Raw genomic sequence first — 15,354 nt, forward strand, 5'->3', positions numbered from 1 at the left:
GACGGAAACGGACGACATGACGAAACGACGATTCGGCAAGCGGCTCGCTGTGGCTGCCACGATGATGACGCTGGTGACGCCTGCCGTATCCGCGCAGCAGGGCGACGTGCCGCCGTCCAAGCCCGGCAGGCCGATCAACACGGGCGACGTGCTCTCCGGCGAGCTCAACGCGATGAAGGTGCGCGACGCCAAGAACGGCAAGCGCGTCGCGACCTATCAGATCACGTCCGAGCCGCGCCGCCTGCCGGCGCCGAACGGGCTCTGCAATCTGGAGACCGGCCCCGAGACGTTCCAGCTCGTCACCTCCAGCGACGCGCAGGCTACGCAGCTGAAATCCTTTGTCGGCAAGGAAATCTCCGTGAAGGTCGACGAGGTCGCTTGCGCCAGTGATCCCGGCCAGATGAGCGAAGCCGTGATCACGAAGTGGAGCCTGGTGAAGAAGCAGTAGGAGTTTCGCATGTCGCCGCTGTCGCGCCTTGCCTGCATCGCTACTGCCTTGCTTGCGCTGTGCACGGCGGCCGAGGCGCAGGCGCCGATCAAGGCCGGCGATACGCTGACCGGCACTTTGCGGTTGGTGCGTACGCGGCATCCCAACGGCACGAAGATCGAGGCCTACCAGATCGTCAGCGCACCGCGCCTGATGCCGGCCGACGATGATTTCTGCGAAGCCGGCAAGGGCGTCACCACCTTCCATCTGTTCACGATGACGGATGCGGCGCGCAAGCAGCTCAAGCCGCTGCTCGGCAAGACCGTCACGGTGCAGGCGACCGCGCTGTTCTGCTCGGAAACCGCCTGGCACATCGGCGATGTCGCGGTGCCGGAGTGGACGGTGGTCGGGAAGTAAACACTCTCCGTCATGCCCGGGCTTGTCCCGGGCATCCACGTTCTTGGTTCGGGAGAGCAAGGCGTGGATGGCCGGGACAAGCCCGGCCATGACGAACTCCTACACCCTTACCGGCCCCAGCTGCTCAAAATGCCCGCGCTTCTGCAGCCAGGTGAGCAGCATCAGGCTCGGGATCGCGACCAGCACGCAGATCACGAAGAACATCGGCCAGCCCACGGCCTTCGCGACATAGCCGGCACCTGACGACAGATAGGTCCGTCCCACCGCGGCGAGCGCGGTGAGCAGCGCATATTGCGTGGCCGTGTGCAGCGGGTTCTGGCACAGCGCCGAGAGATAGGCGACGAAGATCACGGTGCCGATGGCGCTGGTGAAGTTCTCGGCGCAGATGGCGAGCGCCAGCGCCCATTGATTGGTGCCGACCACCGCAAGCCAGGAGAAGGAGAGGTTGGCGAGTGCCTGCACCACCCCGCCGATCCACAAGCTTGCCGCGAGCGGATAGCGCCGCGCGACGAACCCGCCGGCAAAGCCGCCGATCAGGGTCGCGGCAAGGCCAACACCTTTCACGATCGCCGCATAGTCGTTGCGGGTGAAACCGAGGTCGATCACGAACGGCGCGGTCATGGTGCCGGAAAACGCGTCGGTGAACTTGAACAGCACGACGAAGGCAAGCGCCGCCAGCGCATCCTTGCGCGACAGGAATTCCGAGAAGGCGCCGACCGCGGCATGGAGCACCCGGGCGATGGCCGAGTCCGCCTGCGTCGCAGCTTCCGCGCGCGCGGATTGCTCGGGCTCGGTGGCGGCGAGCGCGGTGATGGTGCCGATCAGCACCAGCGCCGCCATCACCACATAGCCCCACATCCACGCCGACGAGCGCGGAATGCCGGTGCCCTCAAATCCGGAGACGATGAACAGCGCGCCCGCGGTCGAGACCAGCATGCCGATGCGGTAGGCCGCGACATAGGACGCCATGCCGGCGGCCTGCTCGCTCTCCGGTAGGCTCTCGACGCGGAAGGCGTCCACCACGATGTCCTGCGTCGAGGACGTCGTCGCCACCAGGAGCGCGCCGAGCGCGACATAGAACGGCGAGCGCGCCGGGTCGGTCAGCGCCAGCAGCAGGATGGAGATGATGAGTAGCAGTTGTGCGAACAGCAGCCAGCCGCGGCGCCGCCCGAATGCGCGTGTGAACAGCGGCACATGCAGCGCATCCACCAGTGGCGCCCACAAGAACTTCAGCGTGTAGGGCGTACCGACCAGCGCGAACAGCCCGATGGTCCCGAGATCGACGCCGGATTCCCGCATCCACACCAGCAGCGTCGACCCCGACAGCGCCAGCGGCAGGCCGGAGGAGAAGCCGAGGAACAGCACGATGAGCACCCGCGGCTGCAGGTAGACAGCCAGGCTCTCTCGCCAGGAGGGGGAGGAGGCGTCGGTGGTGGCCGGAGCAGTTCCGGAGGTCGCGTCAGGTGCGGTCATGAAGGGGTGTTAGCAGATTCTGGCGGCGCTGCCTCTGCCCCAAACTCGTCATGCCCGGGCTTCCACGTTCTTGGTGCGGCGAGCAAGCTCATGGATGGCCGGGACAAGCCCGGCCATGACGGCGCGGAATCACTCCCCGGCCTGCAGCTTCCTTGGAAACAGCTCCGGGCTCGTTGCCACCAGCCGCGGGCCCTCCGTCGGCGCATCGGTCTTGCTGAAGTCGAGCTCTTCGATCCGTCCGGCGCGCTTCTCGATCTTGTCGGCCGAGATCAGGATCTGGCGGACGTCCTCGTTGGCGTCGGCAAAGTGCTTCTGCAACTTCGTCACACGATCCCTCAGGCGGCCGAGATCGTCGCCGAGCTTGATCACCTCGGTGCGGATCTGGTCGGCGGCGTCGCGCATGCGCGCGTCCTTCATGATCTGCTGCATGACCTGGATCGCCAGCATCAAGAGCGAGGGCGAGACCAGCACGACACGGGCGCGATAGGCCTTTTGGATCACATCGTCGAAACCGTCATGGATTTCGGCGTAGACCGATTCCGACGGCACGAACATCAGCGCCATCTCCTGGGTCTCGCCGGTGACGAGATATTTTTCGGCGATGTCGCTGACATGCTTCATGACGTCGCCGCGCAGCCGCTGGCTCGCGACACGCCGCTCCTCGTCGCTGCGCGCATCATGCAGCGCGGTCATCGCTTCCAGCGGAAACTTTGCGTCGATGCAGAGCGGGCGCTGGTCCGGCAAAAACACCACGCAGTCCGGCCGCTTGCCCGTCGAGAGCGTGAACTGGAACTCGTAGGAGCCCTTGGGCAGACCGTCCTGGACGATCGCCTCCATCCGCGCCTGGCCGAAGGCGCCGCGCGACTGCTTGTTGGCGAGCACATCGCGCAAGGTCGTCACCTGCGTCGTCAGGTCGGTGAGGTTCTTGTGCGCATTGTCGATGATGCCGAGCCGCTCATGCAGCGCGCGCAGGCTCTCCATGGTGTTGCGGGTGGTGTGCTCCATGGACTGGCCGACGCGATGCGTCACCGAATCCAGCCGCTCGTTGACCGCCCGCGCCATTTCGGCCTGGCGTCCCGCGAGCGACTGCGCCATGGCGTCGACCCGGCCCGAGTTCTCGCTCTGGGCGCGCAGCATCTCGCTCAGCCGCTCCTCCAGCTCATCGGCGCGGATGGCGTTCGCCATCGCGAGTTCCGCGCCTCGGCGCGAGGACTTCGCGATCACAATGGCAATGACCAGAAGGAGGATGAGGACGAGCGCGCCGAAGCCGATAGCCGCGTCGATCGCGCGCACCGGCCAGTCGCCAGCCATGAAAATGATCTCGTTCATGGCAGCCCTTCTATCCGATTCGCCCGATAGCGCGAACGAATAGCGAACATTTATAGTAAATGGGCGGTTAATTTTTATGGTTAACGAAGGCCTAACTTTTATGGTTAGCGGATCGTTAACGCGTTCCCGTCCGCATTGACCGCTTGGGGGCGGCGGCTTAAATCGCGGCCATGGCCCTCAGAGAAATCATCATCCTGCCCGACAAGCAGTTGCGTCTGGTCTCCAAGCCGATCGAGAAGGTGACATCGGAGATCCGCAAGCTCGCGGACGACATGTTCGAGACCATGTACGACGCGCCCGGCATCGGGCTCGCGGCGATCCAGGTCGCGCAACCGCTCCGTCTCATCACCATGGATCTCGCCAAGCGCGACGAGAACGGCGAGACCAAGCCGATCCCGCGCGTCTTCATCAATCCGGAGATTCTGTCCTCGTCCGAGGAGATGTCGGTCTACGAAGAGGGTTGCCTGTCGATCCCCGAATATTACGAGGAGGTCGAACGGCCCGCGAAGGTGCGCGTGCGCTTCACCGATCTCGACGGCAAGGTGCATGAGGAGGATGCGGAGGGGCTCTACGCCACCTGCATCCAGCACGAGATCGACCATCTCAACGGCGTGCTGTTCGTCGACTATCTGTCAAAGCTGAAGCGCGACCGCGTGATGAAGAAGTTCGAGAAAGCCGCCAAGCGCGCGGCGGAGTAGGCGCCGCTCATGCCCCTCCGCCTCATCTTCATGGGCACGCCCGATTTCTCCGTGCCGACGCTGCTGGAGCTTGTCGCGCACGGCCACGAGATCGTCGCCGTCTACACGCGCGCGCCGAAGCCGGGCGGGCGGCGCGGGCTGCAACTGCAGCCGACCCCGGTCGAGGAAGCCGCGCGAAAGCTCGGCATTCCCGTGTTGACGCCGAAGACACTGAAGACTTCCGAAGCACTGGAGGAGTTTCGCGCATTTGATGCGGATGCCGCCGTCGTCGTCGCCTATGGCATGATCTTGCCGCAGGCCATCCTCGATGCGCCAAAGCTCGGCTGCTACAACCTGCATGCCTCGCTGCTGCCGCGCTGGCGTGGCGCCGCGCCGATCAATCGCGCGATCATGGCAGGCGATGCCGAGAGCGGCGTCATGGTGATGAAGATGGATGTCGGGCTCGACACCGGCGACGTCGCCATGGCCGAGCGTCTGGCGATTCAGGACAACATGACCGCGGCCGATCTGCACGATCGCCTCTCCCGGCTCGGTGCCGATCTGATGGTGCGCGCGATGGCCGCACTCGGACGCGGCGGGCTCCAGCTCAAGAAGCAGGACGAGGACGGCGTCACCTACGCCGCCAAGATCGATAAGGCCGAGGCGCGGATCGACTGGAGCAAGCCGGCGCGCGCGGTGCTGCGCCACATCCACGGCCTGTCGCCCTTCCCCGGTGCCTGGGCCGAGCTTGCCGGCGTGACCGAGAACGCGCGCGTCAAGATCTTGCGCTGCGAACTGGCAAAGGGCACCGGCGCGCCCGGTGACGTCCTCGACGATCAGCTCACGATTGCCTGCGGCGACGGCGCGATCCGCATCATCGAGCTGCAGCGCGAGGGTAAGGCGCGGATGCAGGCCGCCGACTTCCTGCGCGGCGTGCCGTTGAAGCCGCCGATGCGGCTCGCATAGTGCCCCGCTACAAGCTCACCATCGAATATGACGGCGCGCCGTTCTTCGGCTGGCAGGTGCAGGAGACGCTGCCGTCGGTGCAGGGCGCGCTGGAGACGGCCGTCAAGGCCATGTGTGGCCAGGACGTGCGCGTGCATGGCGCGGGCCGTACGGACGCCGGCGTGCACGCGCTCGGCCAGGTCGCGCATGTCGATATCGAAAAGCCGTTTCCGCCGGATCGCCTGCGCGACGGCTTGAACGCCCATCTGCGTCCGCATCCGATCGCAGTGCTCAGCGCGGAGATCGTGCCCGAAAGTTTTGAGGCGCGCTTCTCGGCCGTCAAGCGGCACTATCGCTACCGCATCGTCAACACCCGCGCCAACCTCGCGCTGGATGTCGGCCACGCCTGGCGTGTGTCCCGCAAGCTGGACACGGATGCGATGCATGCGGCCGCCCAGCGCCTGCTCGGCAAGCACGACTTTACGACGTTTCGCGATACCGAGTGCCAGGCCAAATCGGCGGAGAAGACGCTCGACCAGCTCGATGTGCTGCGCGACGGCCGCGAGGTGACGATCCTCACCTCGGCGCGCTCGTTCCTGCACAGCCAGGTGCGCTCGATGGTGGGCTCGCTGGTCTGGGTCGGCGAGGGCCGCTGGACCGCCGACGATCTCGCCGCAGCGCTAGCCGCGCGCAACCGGGCCGCTTGCGGCATCGTCGCCCCGCCGGAGGGGCTGTATCTGGTGCGGGTGGATTATTAGAGGTCGGAGCGAGACGCACGCTCTCGCCACACCCACCGGAGTCATGCCCCGCGAAGGCGGGGCATCCAGTACGCCGCCGCCTCTCCGTATCCTCGCGCTGCCTCTGGAATACTGGATCGCCCGCCTTCGCGGGCGATGACGGCGGAGGGATTGGCGGCAGCGGAGCGCTACGCAAAATACCGCGTCAAAATCCCCCGATACACCTTCGTCAGCTGCTCCAGATCCTTCACCGGCGTGCGCTCGTCGATCTGGTGCATGGTCTGGCCGACGAGGCCGAATTCGATCACGGGGCAGTAGCTGGAGATAAAGCGTGCATCCGACGTGCCGCCTGATGTCGACAGTTCCGGCTTGCGCCCCGTCACCTCCTCGATCGCGGAGACCGCGAGATCGGTGAACGGGCCCGGCTTGGTGACGAACACGTTGGAGTTCGACGTCTCCCAGACGATGCGGGCGCGGATGCGGTTGCCGCAGGCTTTTGCCAGCCGTGTCTCGACCAGCTCGCGCAGGCTCGCTTGGGTGTGGTTGTCGTTGTAGCGGATGTTGAACTTTGCGCGGGCCTGGCCGGGGATTACGTTATTGGCGGTGTTGCCGACGTCGACCGAGGTGAATTCGAGGTTGGAGGCCTGGAACTGCGCGCTGCCATGGTCGAGGGGCTCGTCCGAGATCGCCACGATCAGGCGCGAGATGTCCGGCACCGGATTGGCGGCGCGATGCGGATAGGCGACGTGCCCCTGCAGGCCGTCGACGTAGAGCGTGCCGGATTGCGAGCCGCGGCGGCCGACCTTGATGGTGTCGCCAAGCGTCTCGACATTCGAGGGCTCGCCGAGCACGCAATGATCGAACTTTTCGCCGCGCTCGGCGGCCCATTGCAGCAGCTTGATCGTGCCATTGATCGAGACGTCTTCCTCGTCACCGGTGATCAGGAAGGAGATCGAGCCCTTGCCATCGCTGCGCGGCTTGCCGCCATTCGCTGCGAGATGCTCCAGCACCGCGGCGGCCGAGCAGGCGATGCCGCCCTTCATGTCGACCGCGCCGCGGCCGTGCAGAAATCCGTCCTTCACCTCGCCGGAAAACGCGCCGACGCTCCAGGCGCTCTCGTCGCCGGGCGGCACGACGTCGGTGTGGCCGGCAAAGGTGATGTGCGGGCCTTCGGTGCCGATCCGCGCGTAGAGATTGTCGACATCGGCAGTACCGGGCTCCGAGAAGGTCACGCGGTGGCAGGTGAAACCGGCTTCGGTGAGCAGCTTTTCAAGCACCCCCAGCGCACCGGCGTCGGCCGGGGTTACCGAGGGGCAGCGGATGAGGTCGCGGGCAATCGAGAGGGCATCGGTCATGCGCTCCGCTTAACATGCATGCCGCCGGGCGGGCTAGCGCTGGGCGGCACTAAATCGAGTTCACTCTGCTGGTCCCAGCTTTTTGCGGAGGACGAGGCGGAGCCATCCTCGGTCTCGGCCAATGGATCAGGACCGAACCGGTTATTGCCCACGCTGCCGGGTACGACGAACATTTCGACGAAGCCCCACAGCCACAGGATGGAAGCGGCCCAGCTCAACGGAAGCACCCAGTTGGACTCGGGCAGCAGGTCCGAGAACTGGCTGAACAGGCCGGGCACGACGAAGAACGGAACCATCCACCAGCCGCTTCTGTCGCGATCGTGCAGCCGCTTGATCGCGGTTGCCAGGTAAATCCAGAGGAACGGCGATATGCCGAGCACCTTGAGGATCAGGGACGCACGATCGGCGGATGCCGGCAGACGGTAGGCCCGCGGGTCGACAAGCCTGAAGAGGTCGTCGAGGCCGAAGTCGAAGTCGAGGTTGACCTTGAACTTGAAGGATGTGGCCCCTTCGAGGATCCCAATGACCTGACCGATGATCCCCAGCAACGCCGCCAGCAGCGCGACAATCAGCAGCGCCTGCCACAGCAGGGCGCGGTTGATGCGGCCGTCGAAGCGGAAGAGGTACCAGGTCCAGTCCATGGCAAAGGCTCCGGGCGGCAGGGGCCGCCCGGGAATTGGTCGCTGTGGGGGGAGGGAGGGTTCGATCTGCCGCCAGCCCCGTCATCCTGAGGCGCGAGGCATGGGGCGCGGCGCGCCCCATGGGGAGCCTCGAAGGATGAACGGCCCCGATGCAGCCGGGCCGTCGCCCTTCGAGGGCCGCTGAAGAAGCGGCCACCTCCAGCGACAACGGCTTCGCCGTTGCGCGGGGGTGACGGTGAGGGGATGGCGGTCGCGGCGCGCGATCAATCCCGCAGCAGCTCGTTGATGCTGGTCTTCGAGCGCGTGCGCTCGTCGACGCGCTTGACGATCACGGCGCAGGCGGTCGACGGGCCGGGCTGGCCGTTCTTCATGGGCTTGCCGGGCAGGGCGCCGGGGACCACCACCGAATATTCCGGGACTTCGCCGATGAACACTTCACCGGTCTCGCGGTCGACGATCTTGGTCGAGGCGCCCAGAAACACGCCCATCGAGAGCACCGCGCCCTTGCGCACGATGACGCCTTCGGCGACCTCGCTGCGTGCGCCGATGAAGCAGTCGTCCTCGACGATCACGGGCTCGGCCTGCAGCGGCTCGAGCACGCCGCCGATGCCGACGCCGCCGGAAATGTGCACGCGCTTGCCGATCTGCGCGCAGGAGCCGACGGTCGACCAGGTGTCGATCATGGTGGACTCATCGACATAGGCGCCGAGATTGACGAAGGAGGGCATCAGCACGACGTTGCGCGCAATGAAGGCCGAGCGGCGCACGATCGCGCCGGGCACGGCACGGAAGCCAGCGTCGCGAAACCGGTTCTCGCCCCAGCCGTCGAACTTCGAGGGCACCTTGTCCCACCACGAGGCCTTGCCGGGGCCGCCGGGAATGGCCGCCATGTCGTTGAGGCGGAAGGACAGCAGCACAGCCTTCTTCAGCCACTGATTGACCTTCCACTTGCCATCAGCCTCGCGCTCGGCGACCCGCGCCTCGCCCTTGTCCATGATCTCCAGCGCATGGTCCACGGCCTCGCGCACCTCGCCCTTGGTCGAGGTCGAGATGCCGTCACGCGCGTCGAATGCGCCGTTGATGGTGGTTTCGAGGGCTGCAAGAGACATCGGGATTTCCTCTTCGAAAGGCGGGATTTGCGGTGATTTGGAGCGCTTTTTCGGGATTTGGGGGGAGAGAGTCAAGCTTGGTTCGCTGTCATCACCCGCGAAAGCGGGTGATCCAGTACGCCGCAGCAGTTGTGATGAATCGAGATGGCAGTGATTACTGGATACCCCGCCTTCGCGGGGGATGACGGCTATTTCGGGCCCGAAAGCCCCGCCAAAAACCCCGCCAGATCATCCGTGACATGGTCGACATGGGCGGCTTCGCGGCCCTCGAGTTCCCAGTCTTCCCGCACCACCTCCTGCGTGCCGTCGGGCACGACCAGCACCGTGGTCATCCCGAGGTCGTGGGGAACGACGAGGTTGCGGGCGAGGTCCTCGAACATCGCTGATCGCGCCGGATCGACCGAATGGTCAGCGAGAAATTTCTCATAGGTCTGCCGCGCCGGCTTCGGCTCGAAGTTCGCGGCGATGATGTCGAACACCCCATCGAAATGTGCAGCCAGGCCGAGCCGCGCCAGCACCGCATCGACATGGTCGACGGAGCCGTTGGTCAGGATGAGCTTTCGTCCCGGCAGCTTTGTGATGGCCGCACCGAGCGCCGGATTCGGCTCCAGTGGCGAATGGTCGATCTTGTGCACATAAGCGAGGTAGTCGTCGGCGTGCACGCCGTGCAAGGTCATCATGCCGCGCATGGTGGTGCCAAAGCGCTGGTAATAATCCTTCTGGATCTTTCGCGCTTCCACCGGCGTCACGTTGAGCCAGTTGCACACGAACTCGGTGATCCGCAAATCGACCTGTTGCCACAGGTTCACGTGGTGCGGATAGAGCGTGTTGTCGAGGTCGAACACCCAGGTGTCGATGTGGGTGAAGGTGCGGGGAATTCTCATCGCGATTCTCTATCTGCTACACGCAAGCGTCGCCCATTCTCCGCTGACGTCCCGGCGAAGGCCGGGACCCATAACCCCAGGGAGCGGTTTGGCGAAGACTGACAACCACCATCTCGCGCCACAACGATCCCGGCCTTCGCCGGGACGACGGTTGTGTATGCGGCGCCGTCATCGCAACACGCCCGATCACGGCACCGCAAATCGCAGCGTCTTGCCGCCGCCGCTCATATCGACCGCGCCAAAGCCGGTGGCGGCAAATCCGCGCGCGGGGCAATCGGCCTGCTCGTTGGTCTCGAATTTTGTCTCGCGCGTGCAGAGCTGCCGGTCGCCACCCCAGTTCAGCGGGCGGTCCTTCAGCTTGATCGCGCGGTTGTCGGCGTCGACGGCTTCCGCAAAGCTGTAAACCTGCTTCGGCGTGCCTGTCACGTCGGGGTGCAGGCATTTGCCGGGATCGATGCGATACCAGCCGCGGCTGGTCACGGCCTTGCCGTCGTCGGTCGCGACCGCCGCCATCACCTTGTGCGGCGTGTCGTTGCACCAGGTGAGCCCGCTCACTGAGGGCGTCTGCACCGCATCCACCATGGTCTTGAAGAAATTTGGTGACGACGTGATGTCGGAGCCGAGCCCGCGGCTTTTCAGGAAAGCTGCGAGGGCACCTTGCGTCTTCGGGCCATCGACGCCGTCGATCGCGCCGGCATCGTAGCCTGCGATAGCCAGCAGGCGCTGGATGCCGGCGAGGCGCGCCTGCTCGTCGTCATATTCACTGTCCTCGGCGAGGTAGGCGACGAGGTTGCCGTCGTCGGTCCGCGTCGGCGTGATCTGCGTGAACGGCGCCTGCGTCTGTCCGGTGCGGCACTGCCGCGCGGCCGCAATGACAAAATTCTCCGGCGCGACGCAAAGCATGTCGCTGCCGTTCTGCGGGATCGGCGAGGAGCCGTAGACGCCGAGCGCGCGGGCATTCAAGAGGATGCGGTCGGCGGCGAGCGTGCCTTGCACCACGACGCGGCAGGTGGCGGGATCGATGCGGAACCAGCCGCGCGTCGCGGTCGCCGCCTTGTCGTCGATGCCGATCGCAGCCTCGACGACATAGCTCATGCGGTTGCAGATTTTGAGGTCGGCGAATGCAGGTGCAGCGGAAGCAAAGAAAGAAATGACCGCTGCCGGCAGCGTCATCAGGAAACGCGTGAGAGGCGAGCGACGCGGGCGCGTCTCTCTCCGCTCGTCATGGCCGAGCAAAAGCGCGGAGCGCGTCTCAACGGACAAGTCCCGGCCATCCACGTCTTGGCCGCGAGAAGAAAGGTCGTGGATGCCCGGGACAAGCCCGGGCATGACGTTCATCTTCCTTGGCCGCTCGCCCATCACTTGTGGATCAGCGTTCCCGTGCCCTGGTTGGTGAAGAGCTCGAGCAGCACGGCGTGCTGCATCTTGCCGTCGATGATGACGACGCCCTGCACGCCCTGCTCCAGCGCGTAGATGCAGGTCTCGACCTTCGGGATCATGCCGCCGGAAATGGTGCCGTCGGCGATCAGTTTGCGCGCGTCCTTCACCGAAAGCTGCGGGATCAGTTTCTTGGACTTGTCGAGCACACCCGGCACATCGGTGAGCAGCAGCAGGCGTTTTGCCTTCAGCGCGCCCGCGACCGCGCCTGCAAAGGTGTCGGCATTGACGTTCAGCGTCTGGCCGTCCTTCGAAGTCGCGAGCGGCGCCAGCACCGGGATCAGTTCGTAGCCGATCAGCTGGTTCAGCAGCGTGAGGTCGACCTTCTCGGGATCGCCGACGAAGCCGAGGTCGATCGCTTTCTCGATGTTCGAATCCGGATCGACGATGGTGCGCGTCGTCTTCGACGCCTTCACCATGTTGCCGTCCTTGCCTGAGAGCCCCACGGCCTTGCCGCCGGCTTCGTTGATGTAGCCGACGATCTGCTTGTTGACGGAGCCGGCGAGCACCATCTCGACGATCTCGATGGTGGCGGCATCGGTGATGCGCAGGCCGGCTGCGAATTCCGACTGGATGCCGAGGCGCTTGAGCATGGTCGCGATCTGCGGTCCGCCGCCGTGCACGACCACCGGATTGATCGCGGTCTGTTCGAGCAGAACGATGTCGCGCGCAAAATTCTTCGCGGTCTCCTCGTCGCCCATGGCATGGCCGCCATATTTGATGACGATGGTCTCTTCGTCATACTGCTGCATGTGCGGCAGCGCTTCGGACAGGATGCGGGCCTGATCGAGCGGTGAAATGTCGGTCATGAGGCGGATCTCGCTGGCGGGACTGTCGGGCCGCGTTCTATCCGATTGGCGGCGTTCACGCAAAGTCCTGATCTTCGCCTCTCCCACAAGGGGAGAAGGGAAGGATTTCATTTCTGCTGCCACAGCGCCGCCACGCTCACCGCCAGCCAGCTCACGATCAGCAGCGTGCCGCCGGTCGGTGCGGCAAAAGGAAACAATCCGTGGCCGGCATATTGCCGCAAGGCGAGGTCTCCCGCGAACAGCGCTGCCGCGATTACGAAGCCGAAGGCGGCGGCGAGGCCAATTCCGCCGTGCAGAATCCCGCGCGCGAGCAGTGCGGCCGTGCCGAGTATGGCCGTTGCATGAAACAGCAGCATGGCGCTTGCGGAGGCAAGGCGGCTGGCATCGGCGCCGTGCGCCGAGGCTGCTGCCAGCGCGACGCCGGCGGCGCCCATCAATCCGGCAAGCGCAATCAGCAGGCGAAACGATCGCGGCATCACGCGCCCCGTTCGTCCAGCAGCCGAACGATCGCCGCGCGCAGCTCCGCCATGCCGGTGCCGGAGCGCGAGGAGGTCGAAAGCACGTGCGGGAACGCCGCCGGATGCTTTGCCAGCGCCGCCTCGGTCTCGGCGATCGTTGCGGCGAGTTCGGACGCTTTCACCTGGTCGGCCTTGGTCAGCACGATCTGGTAGCTGACGGCGGTGCGGTCGAGCGTCTTGAGGATTTCGAGATCGACGTCCTTGAGGCCATGCCGCGCGTCGATCAGCACATAGACGCGCGCCAGCGAGGCGCGCCCCTGCAGGAATTTATGGATCAGCTCGGTCCAGGACGCGACCTGCGTCTTCGGCGCCTTGGCATAGCCATAGCCGGGCATGTCGACGAGGCGCAGGCCGGAATTCGGAGGTCCGTCGAAGAAGATCAGCTCCTGCGTGCGGCCCGGCGTATGCGAGGTGCGCGCGAGGCTGTTGCGGCCGGTGAGGGCGTTGATCAGGCTGGATTTGCCGACATTGGAGCGGCCGGCAAAGGCGATCTCGAGCCCCGCCATCGGCGGCAATTGCTCGACCGCGGGCGCGGCCCAGATGAACTGCCAGTCGCCGGCGAACAGCTTTCGCCCGGCTTCGATCAGCTTCGCATCGGTATCGTCGGTCATGCGAAGCTCTTTTGTTTCGTTGTCATTCCGGGGCGATGCGCAGCATCGAACCCGGAATCTCGAGATTCCGGGTCTGGTGCTTCGCACCATCCCGGAATGACGAAGGGAGAAGCTACACCGCCTCAGTCGTCACTTTTTTTTTGAACGAGTTTCGAATGTTGTCGAACAGCTCCACCTTCACGCCGTTGCGGCGCATGATGTAGCTCTGCTGGATCACCGAGAGCAGATTGTTCCAGGCCCAGTAGATCACGAGTCCGGCCGGGAAGCCCGCCAGCATGAAGGTGAAGATCAGCGGCATCCAGTCGAAGATGATCTTCTGCGTCGGATCCGGCGGCGTCGGGTTCAGCTTCATCTGGAACCACATCGTGATGCCCATGATGATCGGCCAGATGCCGAGCGCGAGGTAGTGACCGAACAGCGGGAGCTGCGTCGGATCGACCGGGATCAGCCCGAACAGGTTGAACAAATTGGTCGGATCCGGCGCCGAGAGGTCCTTGATCCAGCCAATGAACGGCGCGTGCCGCATCTCGATGGTGACGAACAGCACCTTGTAGAGCGAGAAGAACACCGGGATCTGGATCAGCACGGGCAGACAGCCTGCCACCGGGTTGATCTTCTCCTTGCGGTAGATCTCCATCATCTCCTGCTGCTGCTTCACCTTGTCGTCGGGGAAGCGTTCCTTCAGCGCCTGCAGCTGCGGCTGCACCGACTTCATCTTCGCCATCGAGGCGTAGGATTTGTTGGCGAGCGGGAAGAACAGCAGCTTCACGATCACGGTGACGAGCAGGATCGAGACGCCGAAATTGCCGAACAGGCGGTAGAAGAAGTCGAGCCCGAGGAACATCGGCTTGGTGATGAAGTAGAACCAGCCCCAGTCGATCAAGAGATCGAAGTGGTTGAGGCCGAGCTCCTTGTTGTAGCCGCCGAGCCCGGTGAACGGGAAGTTGATGCCGACGACGCCGGCTTCCTTGGCGCCCGCGAACAGCCGGGCATTGGCGCTCGCCGTGCCGCCGATCGCGACTGTCTGCGGGTCGAGCAGATAGTCGGTCTGGTATTTCCGCAGATTGTTGCTGAGATTCGACGAGAAGCTCGCCTGCAATTGCGCGTTGGTGTCGGGCAGCAGTGCCGAGGCCCAGTACTTGTCGGTAATGCCGAGCCAGCCATTGGTGGCCTTGAAGGGCACCCGCCCGGCCTCGTCGATCTTCTTGTAGCCGTATTCCTGCAGGCCCTGGTCGCCGAGATAGCCGATCAGGCCTTCATGCAGGATGTAGTAGCCGGAAACCTGCGGCGTGCCATGGCGCGAGATCAGCGCGAAGGGATAGAGCGTGACCGGCGCGTTGCCGACATTGGTCACCTCGTCCTTGATGGTGAAGAGATAGCGTTCGTCGACCGAGATCTTGCGGCGGAAGGTGAGGCCTTCGCCGTTGTCGTATTTCAGCGTCACCGGCGAGGTCGGCGTCAGCTCGCCCGAGCCGTCCTGCTGCCACACCGTTGTGGAGTCGGGCATCCGCGCCGTCGAGCCGCTCGCCGCCACCCAGCCGAACTCGGCATAGTAGGGTTCCGCGGTACCGGAGGGCGAATAGAGGATGATGGCCGGCGACTTCGGGTCGACTGTGTCGCGGTACTGCACCAGCGCGAGATCGTCGATGCGCGCGCCCTTGAGCGAGATCGAGCCGGTGAGGCGGGGCGTATCGATCTTCACGCGCGGCGAGGCCGAAATCGCGACACTACGCGCGACGACCGGCTGGGCCTGCTGGTTGGCGCCGGGCGCGGCCTGCGGCGTCGTGCCGCCGGCTTGCGGGGTGGCTCCCGGCGTGGCGGTCGCATTGGGCTGCGGCGTGGTCTTCTGGAGTTCGGCCTGCGCCTGTTGCTGGGCGCGCTGCTTCTCCATCGCCGGCACGTTGTAGAAATACTGCCAGGCGATCAGCACGAGGCCGGACAGAATGACGGCGAGGATGGTGTTGCGATTGTCGGTCATCTCTGGG

General features: G+C 65.0%; 16 protein-coding genes. 5 read left to right on the forward strand and 11 right to left on the reverse strand.

Translation table 11 applies throughout. The features are described from left to right. The first annotated feature begins 16 nt into the window (after positions 1-16). Together JQ632_RS09020 and JQ632_RS09025 are read left to right on the forward strand one after the other, a co-directional pair. Positions 17-448 carry a hypothetical protein gene (locus tag JQ632_RS09020; protein WP_212401948.1) on the forward strand — a complete coding sequence of 144 codons (432 nt, stop codon included), beginning with the start codon at positions 17-19 and terminating at the stop codon, positions 446-448. A gap of 9 nt (positions 449-457) precedes the next feature. Next, a complete protein-coding gene (locus tag JQ632_RS09025; RefSeq protein ID WP_212401949.1) occupies positions 458-844 on the forward strand; it encodes a hypothetical protein in 387 nt (128 codons plus the stop codon). A 99-nt stretch (positions 845-943) separates the two neighbouring features. On the opposite strand, the gene JQ632_RS09030 is transcribed toward JQ632_RS09025, so the two are convergent. Both JQ632_RS09030 and JQ632_RS09035 read right to left on the reverse strand, forming a co-directional pair. After that, positions 944-2,317, reverse strand: a complete 1,374-nt coding sequence (locus tag JQ632_RS09030) for an AmpG family muropeptide MFS transporter (protein WP_212401950.1) — start codon at positions 2,315-2,317, stop codon at positions 944-946. A 129-nt stretch (positions 2,318-2,446) separates the two neighbouring features. Next, positions 2,447-3,646 carry a DNA recombination protein RmuC gene (locus tag JQ632_RS09035; protein WP_212401951.1) on the reverse strand — a complete coding sequence of 400 codons (1,200 nt, stop codon included), beginning with the start codon at positions 3,644-3,646 and terminating at the stop codon, positions 2,447-2,449. 170 nt (positions 3,647-3,816) lie between these two features. Here JQ632_RS09035 and def point away from each other — a divergent pair, with 170 nt between their 5' ends. Genes def through truA form a run of 3 tightly spaced genes read left to right on the forward strand, consistent with a single transcriptional unit; the run spans position 3,817 to position 6,026 of the window. Continuing rightward, entirely contained in the window at positions 3,817-4,344 is a 528-nt protein-coding gene (def, locus tag JQ632_RS09040) for a peptide deformylase (RefSeq protein ID WP_212401952.1), read from the forward strand. 9 nt (positions 4,345-4,353) lie between these two features. Then, entirely contained in the window at positions 4,354-5,289 is a 936-nt protein-coding gene (fmt, locus tag JQ632_RS09045; RefSeq protein WP_212401953.1) for a methionyl-tRNA formyltransferase, read from the forward strand. After that, positions 5,289-6,026, forward strand: coding sequence for a tRNA pseudouridine(38-40) synthase TruA (gene truA, locus JQ632_RS09050; protein WP_212401954.1), 738 nt, complete (start codon positions 5,289-5,291; stop codon positions 6,024-6,026). The genes fmt and truA overlap by 1 nt, the downstream gene beginning before the upstream one ends. A 167-nt stretch (positions 6,027-6,193) precedes the next feature. On the opposite strand, the gene dapE is transcribed toward truA, so the two are convergent. The 9 genes from dapE to yidC all read right to left on the reverse strand — a co-directional run bounded on the left by dapE (position 6,194) and on the right by yidC (position 15,347). Next, complete coding sequence (gene dapE / locus JQ632_RS09055; RefSeq protein WP_212401955.1) at positions 6,194-7,360, reverse strand: succinyl-diaminopimelate desuccinylase; 1,167 nt, start codon at positions 7,358-7,360, stop codon at positions 6,194-6,196. Beyond that, positions 7,357-8,001 (reverse strand): DUF805 domain-containing protein, encoded by a 645-nt coding sequence (locus JQ632_RS09060; RefSeq protein ID WP_212401956.1) that lies wholly within the window; start codon positions 7,999-8,001, stop codon positions 7,357-7,359. The genes dapE and JQ632_RS09060 overlap by 4 nt, the downstream gene beginning before the upstream one ends. A 263-nt stretch (positions 8,002-8,264) precedes the next feature. Beyond that, entirely contained in the window at positions 8,265-9,110 is an 846-nt protein-coding gene (dapD, locus tag JQ632_RS09065; protein ID WP_212401957.1) for a 2,3,4,5-tetrahydropyridine-2,6-dicarboxylate N-succinyltransferase, read from the reverse strand. A 188-nt stretch (positions 9,111-9,298) separates the two neighbouring features. Next, a complete protein-coding gene (locus JQ632_RS09070; RefSeq protein ID WP_212401958.1) occupies positions 9,299-9,994 on the reverse strand; it encodes a pyrimidine 5'-nucleotidase in 696 nt (231 codons plus the stop codon). Positions 9,995-10,180: 186 nt separating this feature from the next. Then, complete coding sequence (locus JQ632_RS09075) at positions 10,181-11,167, reverse strand: DUF1036 domain-containing protein (protein ID WP_212402091.1); 987 nt, start codon at positions 11,165-11,167, stop codon at positions 10,181-10,183. 185 nt (positions 11,168-11,352) lie between these two features. Further along, a complete protein-coding gene (gene argB, locus JQ632_RS09080) occupies positions 11,353-12,240 on the reverse strand; it encodes an acetylglutamate kinase (RefSeq protein ID WP_212401959.1) in 888 nt (295 codons plus the stop codon). A gap of 107 nt (positions 12,241-12,347) precedes the next feature. Next, entirely contained in the window at positions 12,348-12,716 is a 369-nt protein-coding gene (locus JQ632_RS09085) for a DUF423 domain-containing protein (RefSeq protein WP_212401960.1), read from the reverse strand. Next, on the reverse strand, positions 12,716-13,369 hold the full coding sequence (gene yihA, locus JQ632_RS09090; RefSeq protein ID WP_212401961.1) for a ribosome biogenesis GTP-binding protein YihA/YsxC: 654 nt from the start codon (positions 13,367-13,369) through the stop codon (positions 12,716-12,718). The genes JQ632_RS09085 and yihA overlap by 1 nt, the downstream gene beginning before the upstream one ends. Positions 13,370-13,481: 112 nt before the next feature. Continuing rightward, entirely contained in the window at positions 13,482-15,347 is a 1,866-nt protein-coding gene (yidC, locus tag JQ632_RS09095; protein ID WP_212401962.1) for a membrane protein insertase YidC, read from the reverse strand. Between the last annotated feature and the right edge of the window lie 7 nt (positions 15,348-15,354).

This window comes from Bradyrhizobium liaoningense, from assembly GCF_018130955.1.
Taxonomy (GTDB): Bacteria; Pseudomonadota; Alphaproteobacteria; order Rhizobiales; family Xanthobacteraceae; genus Bradyrhizobium; species Bradyrhizobium liaoningense_C.

What these genes read in the sequence shown, in the direction of transcription:
- JQ632_RS09030 (WP_212401950.1), bottom strand. Translation starts at nt 2,317, where the DNA reads ATGACCGCACCTGACGCGACCTCCGGAACTGCTCCGGCCACCACCGAC.
- JQ632_RS09075 (WP_212402091.1), bottom strand. Translation starts at nt 11,167, where the DNA reads ATGACGCTGCCGGCAGCGGTCATTTCTTTCTTTGCTTCCGCTGCACCT.
- fmt (WP_212401953.1), top strand. Translation starts at nt 4,354, where the DNA reads ATGCCCCTCCGCCTCATCTTCATGGGCACGCCCGATTTCTCCGTGCCG.
- yihA (WP_212401961.1), bottom strand. Translation starts at nt 13,369, where the DNA reads ATGACCGACGATACCGATGCGAAGCTGATCGAAGCCGGGCGAAAGCTG.
- def (WP_212401952.1), top strand. Translation starts at nt 3,817, where the DNA reads ATGGCCCTCAGAGAAATCATCATCCTGCCCGACAAGCAGTTGCGTCTG.
- yidC (WP_212401962.1), bottom strand. Translation starts at nt 15,347, where the DNA reads ATGACCGACAATCGCAACACCATCCTCGCCGTCATTCTGTCCGGCCTC.
- JQ632_RS09060 (WP_212401956.1), bottom strand. Translation starts at nt 8,001, where the DNA reads ATGGACTGGACCTGGTACCTCTTCCGCTTCGACGGCCGCATCAACCGC.
- JQ632_RS09035 (WP_212401951.1), bottom strand. Translation starts at nt 3,646, where the DNA reads ATGAACGAGATCATTTTCATGGCTGGCGACTGGCCGGTGCGCGCGATC.
- dapD (WP_212401957.1), bottom strand. Translation starts at nt 9,110, where the DNA reads ATGTCTCTTGCAGCCCTCGAAACCACCATCAACGGCGCATTCGACGCG.
- JQ632_RS09025 (WP_212401949.1), top strand. Translation starts at nt 458, where the DNA reads ATGTCGCCGCTGTCGCGCCTTGCCTGCATCGCTACTGCCTTGCTTGCG.
- JQ632_RS09085 (WP_212401960.1), bottom strand. Translation starts at nt 12,716, where the DNA reads ATGCCGCGATCGTTTCGCCTGCTGATTGCGCTTGCCGGATTGATGGGC.
- JQ632_RS09020 (WP_212401948.1), top strand. Translation starts at nt 17, where the DNA reads ATGACGAAACGACGATTCGGCAAGCGGCTCGCTGTGGCTGCCACGATG.
- argB (WP_212401959.1), bottom strand. Translation starts at nt 12,240, where the DNA reads ATGACCGACATTTCACCGCTCGATCAGGCCCGCATCCTGTCCGAAGCG.
- JQ632_RS09070 (WP_212401958.1), bottom strand. Translation starts at nt 9,994, where the DNA reads ATGAGAATTCCCCGCACCTTCACCCACATCGACACCTGGGTGTTCGAC.
- dapE (WP_212401955.1), bottom strand. Translation starts at nt 7,360, where the DNA reads ATGACCGATGCCCTCTCGATTGCCCGCGACCTCATCCGCTGCCCCTCG.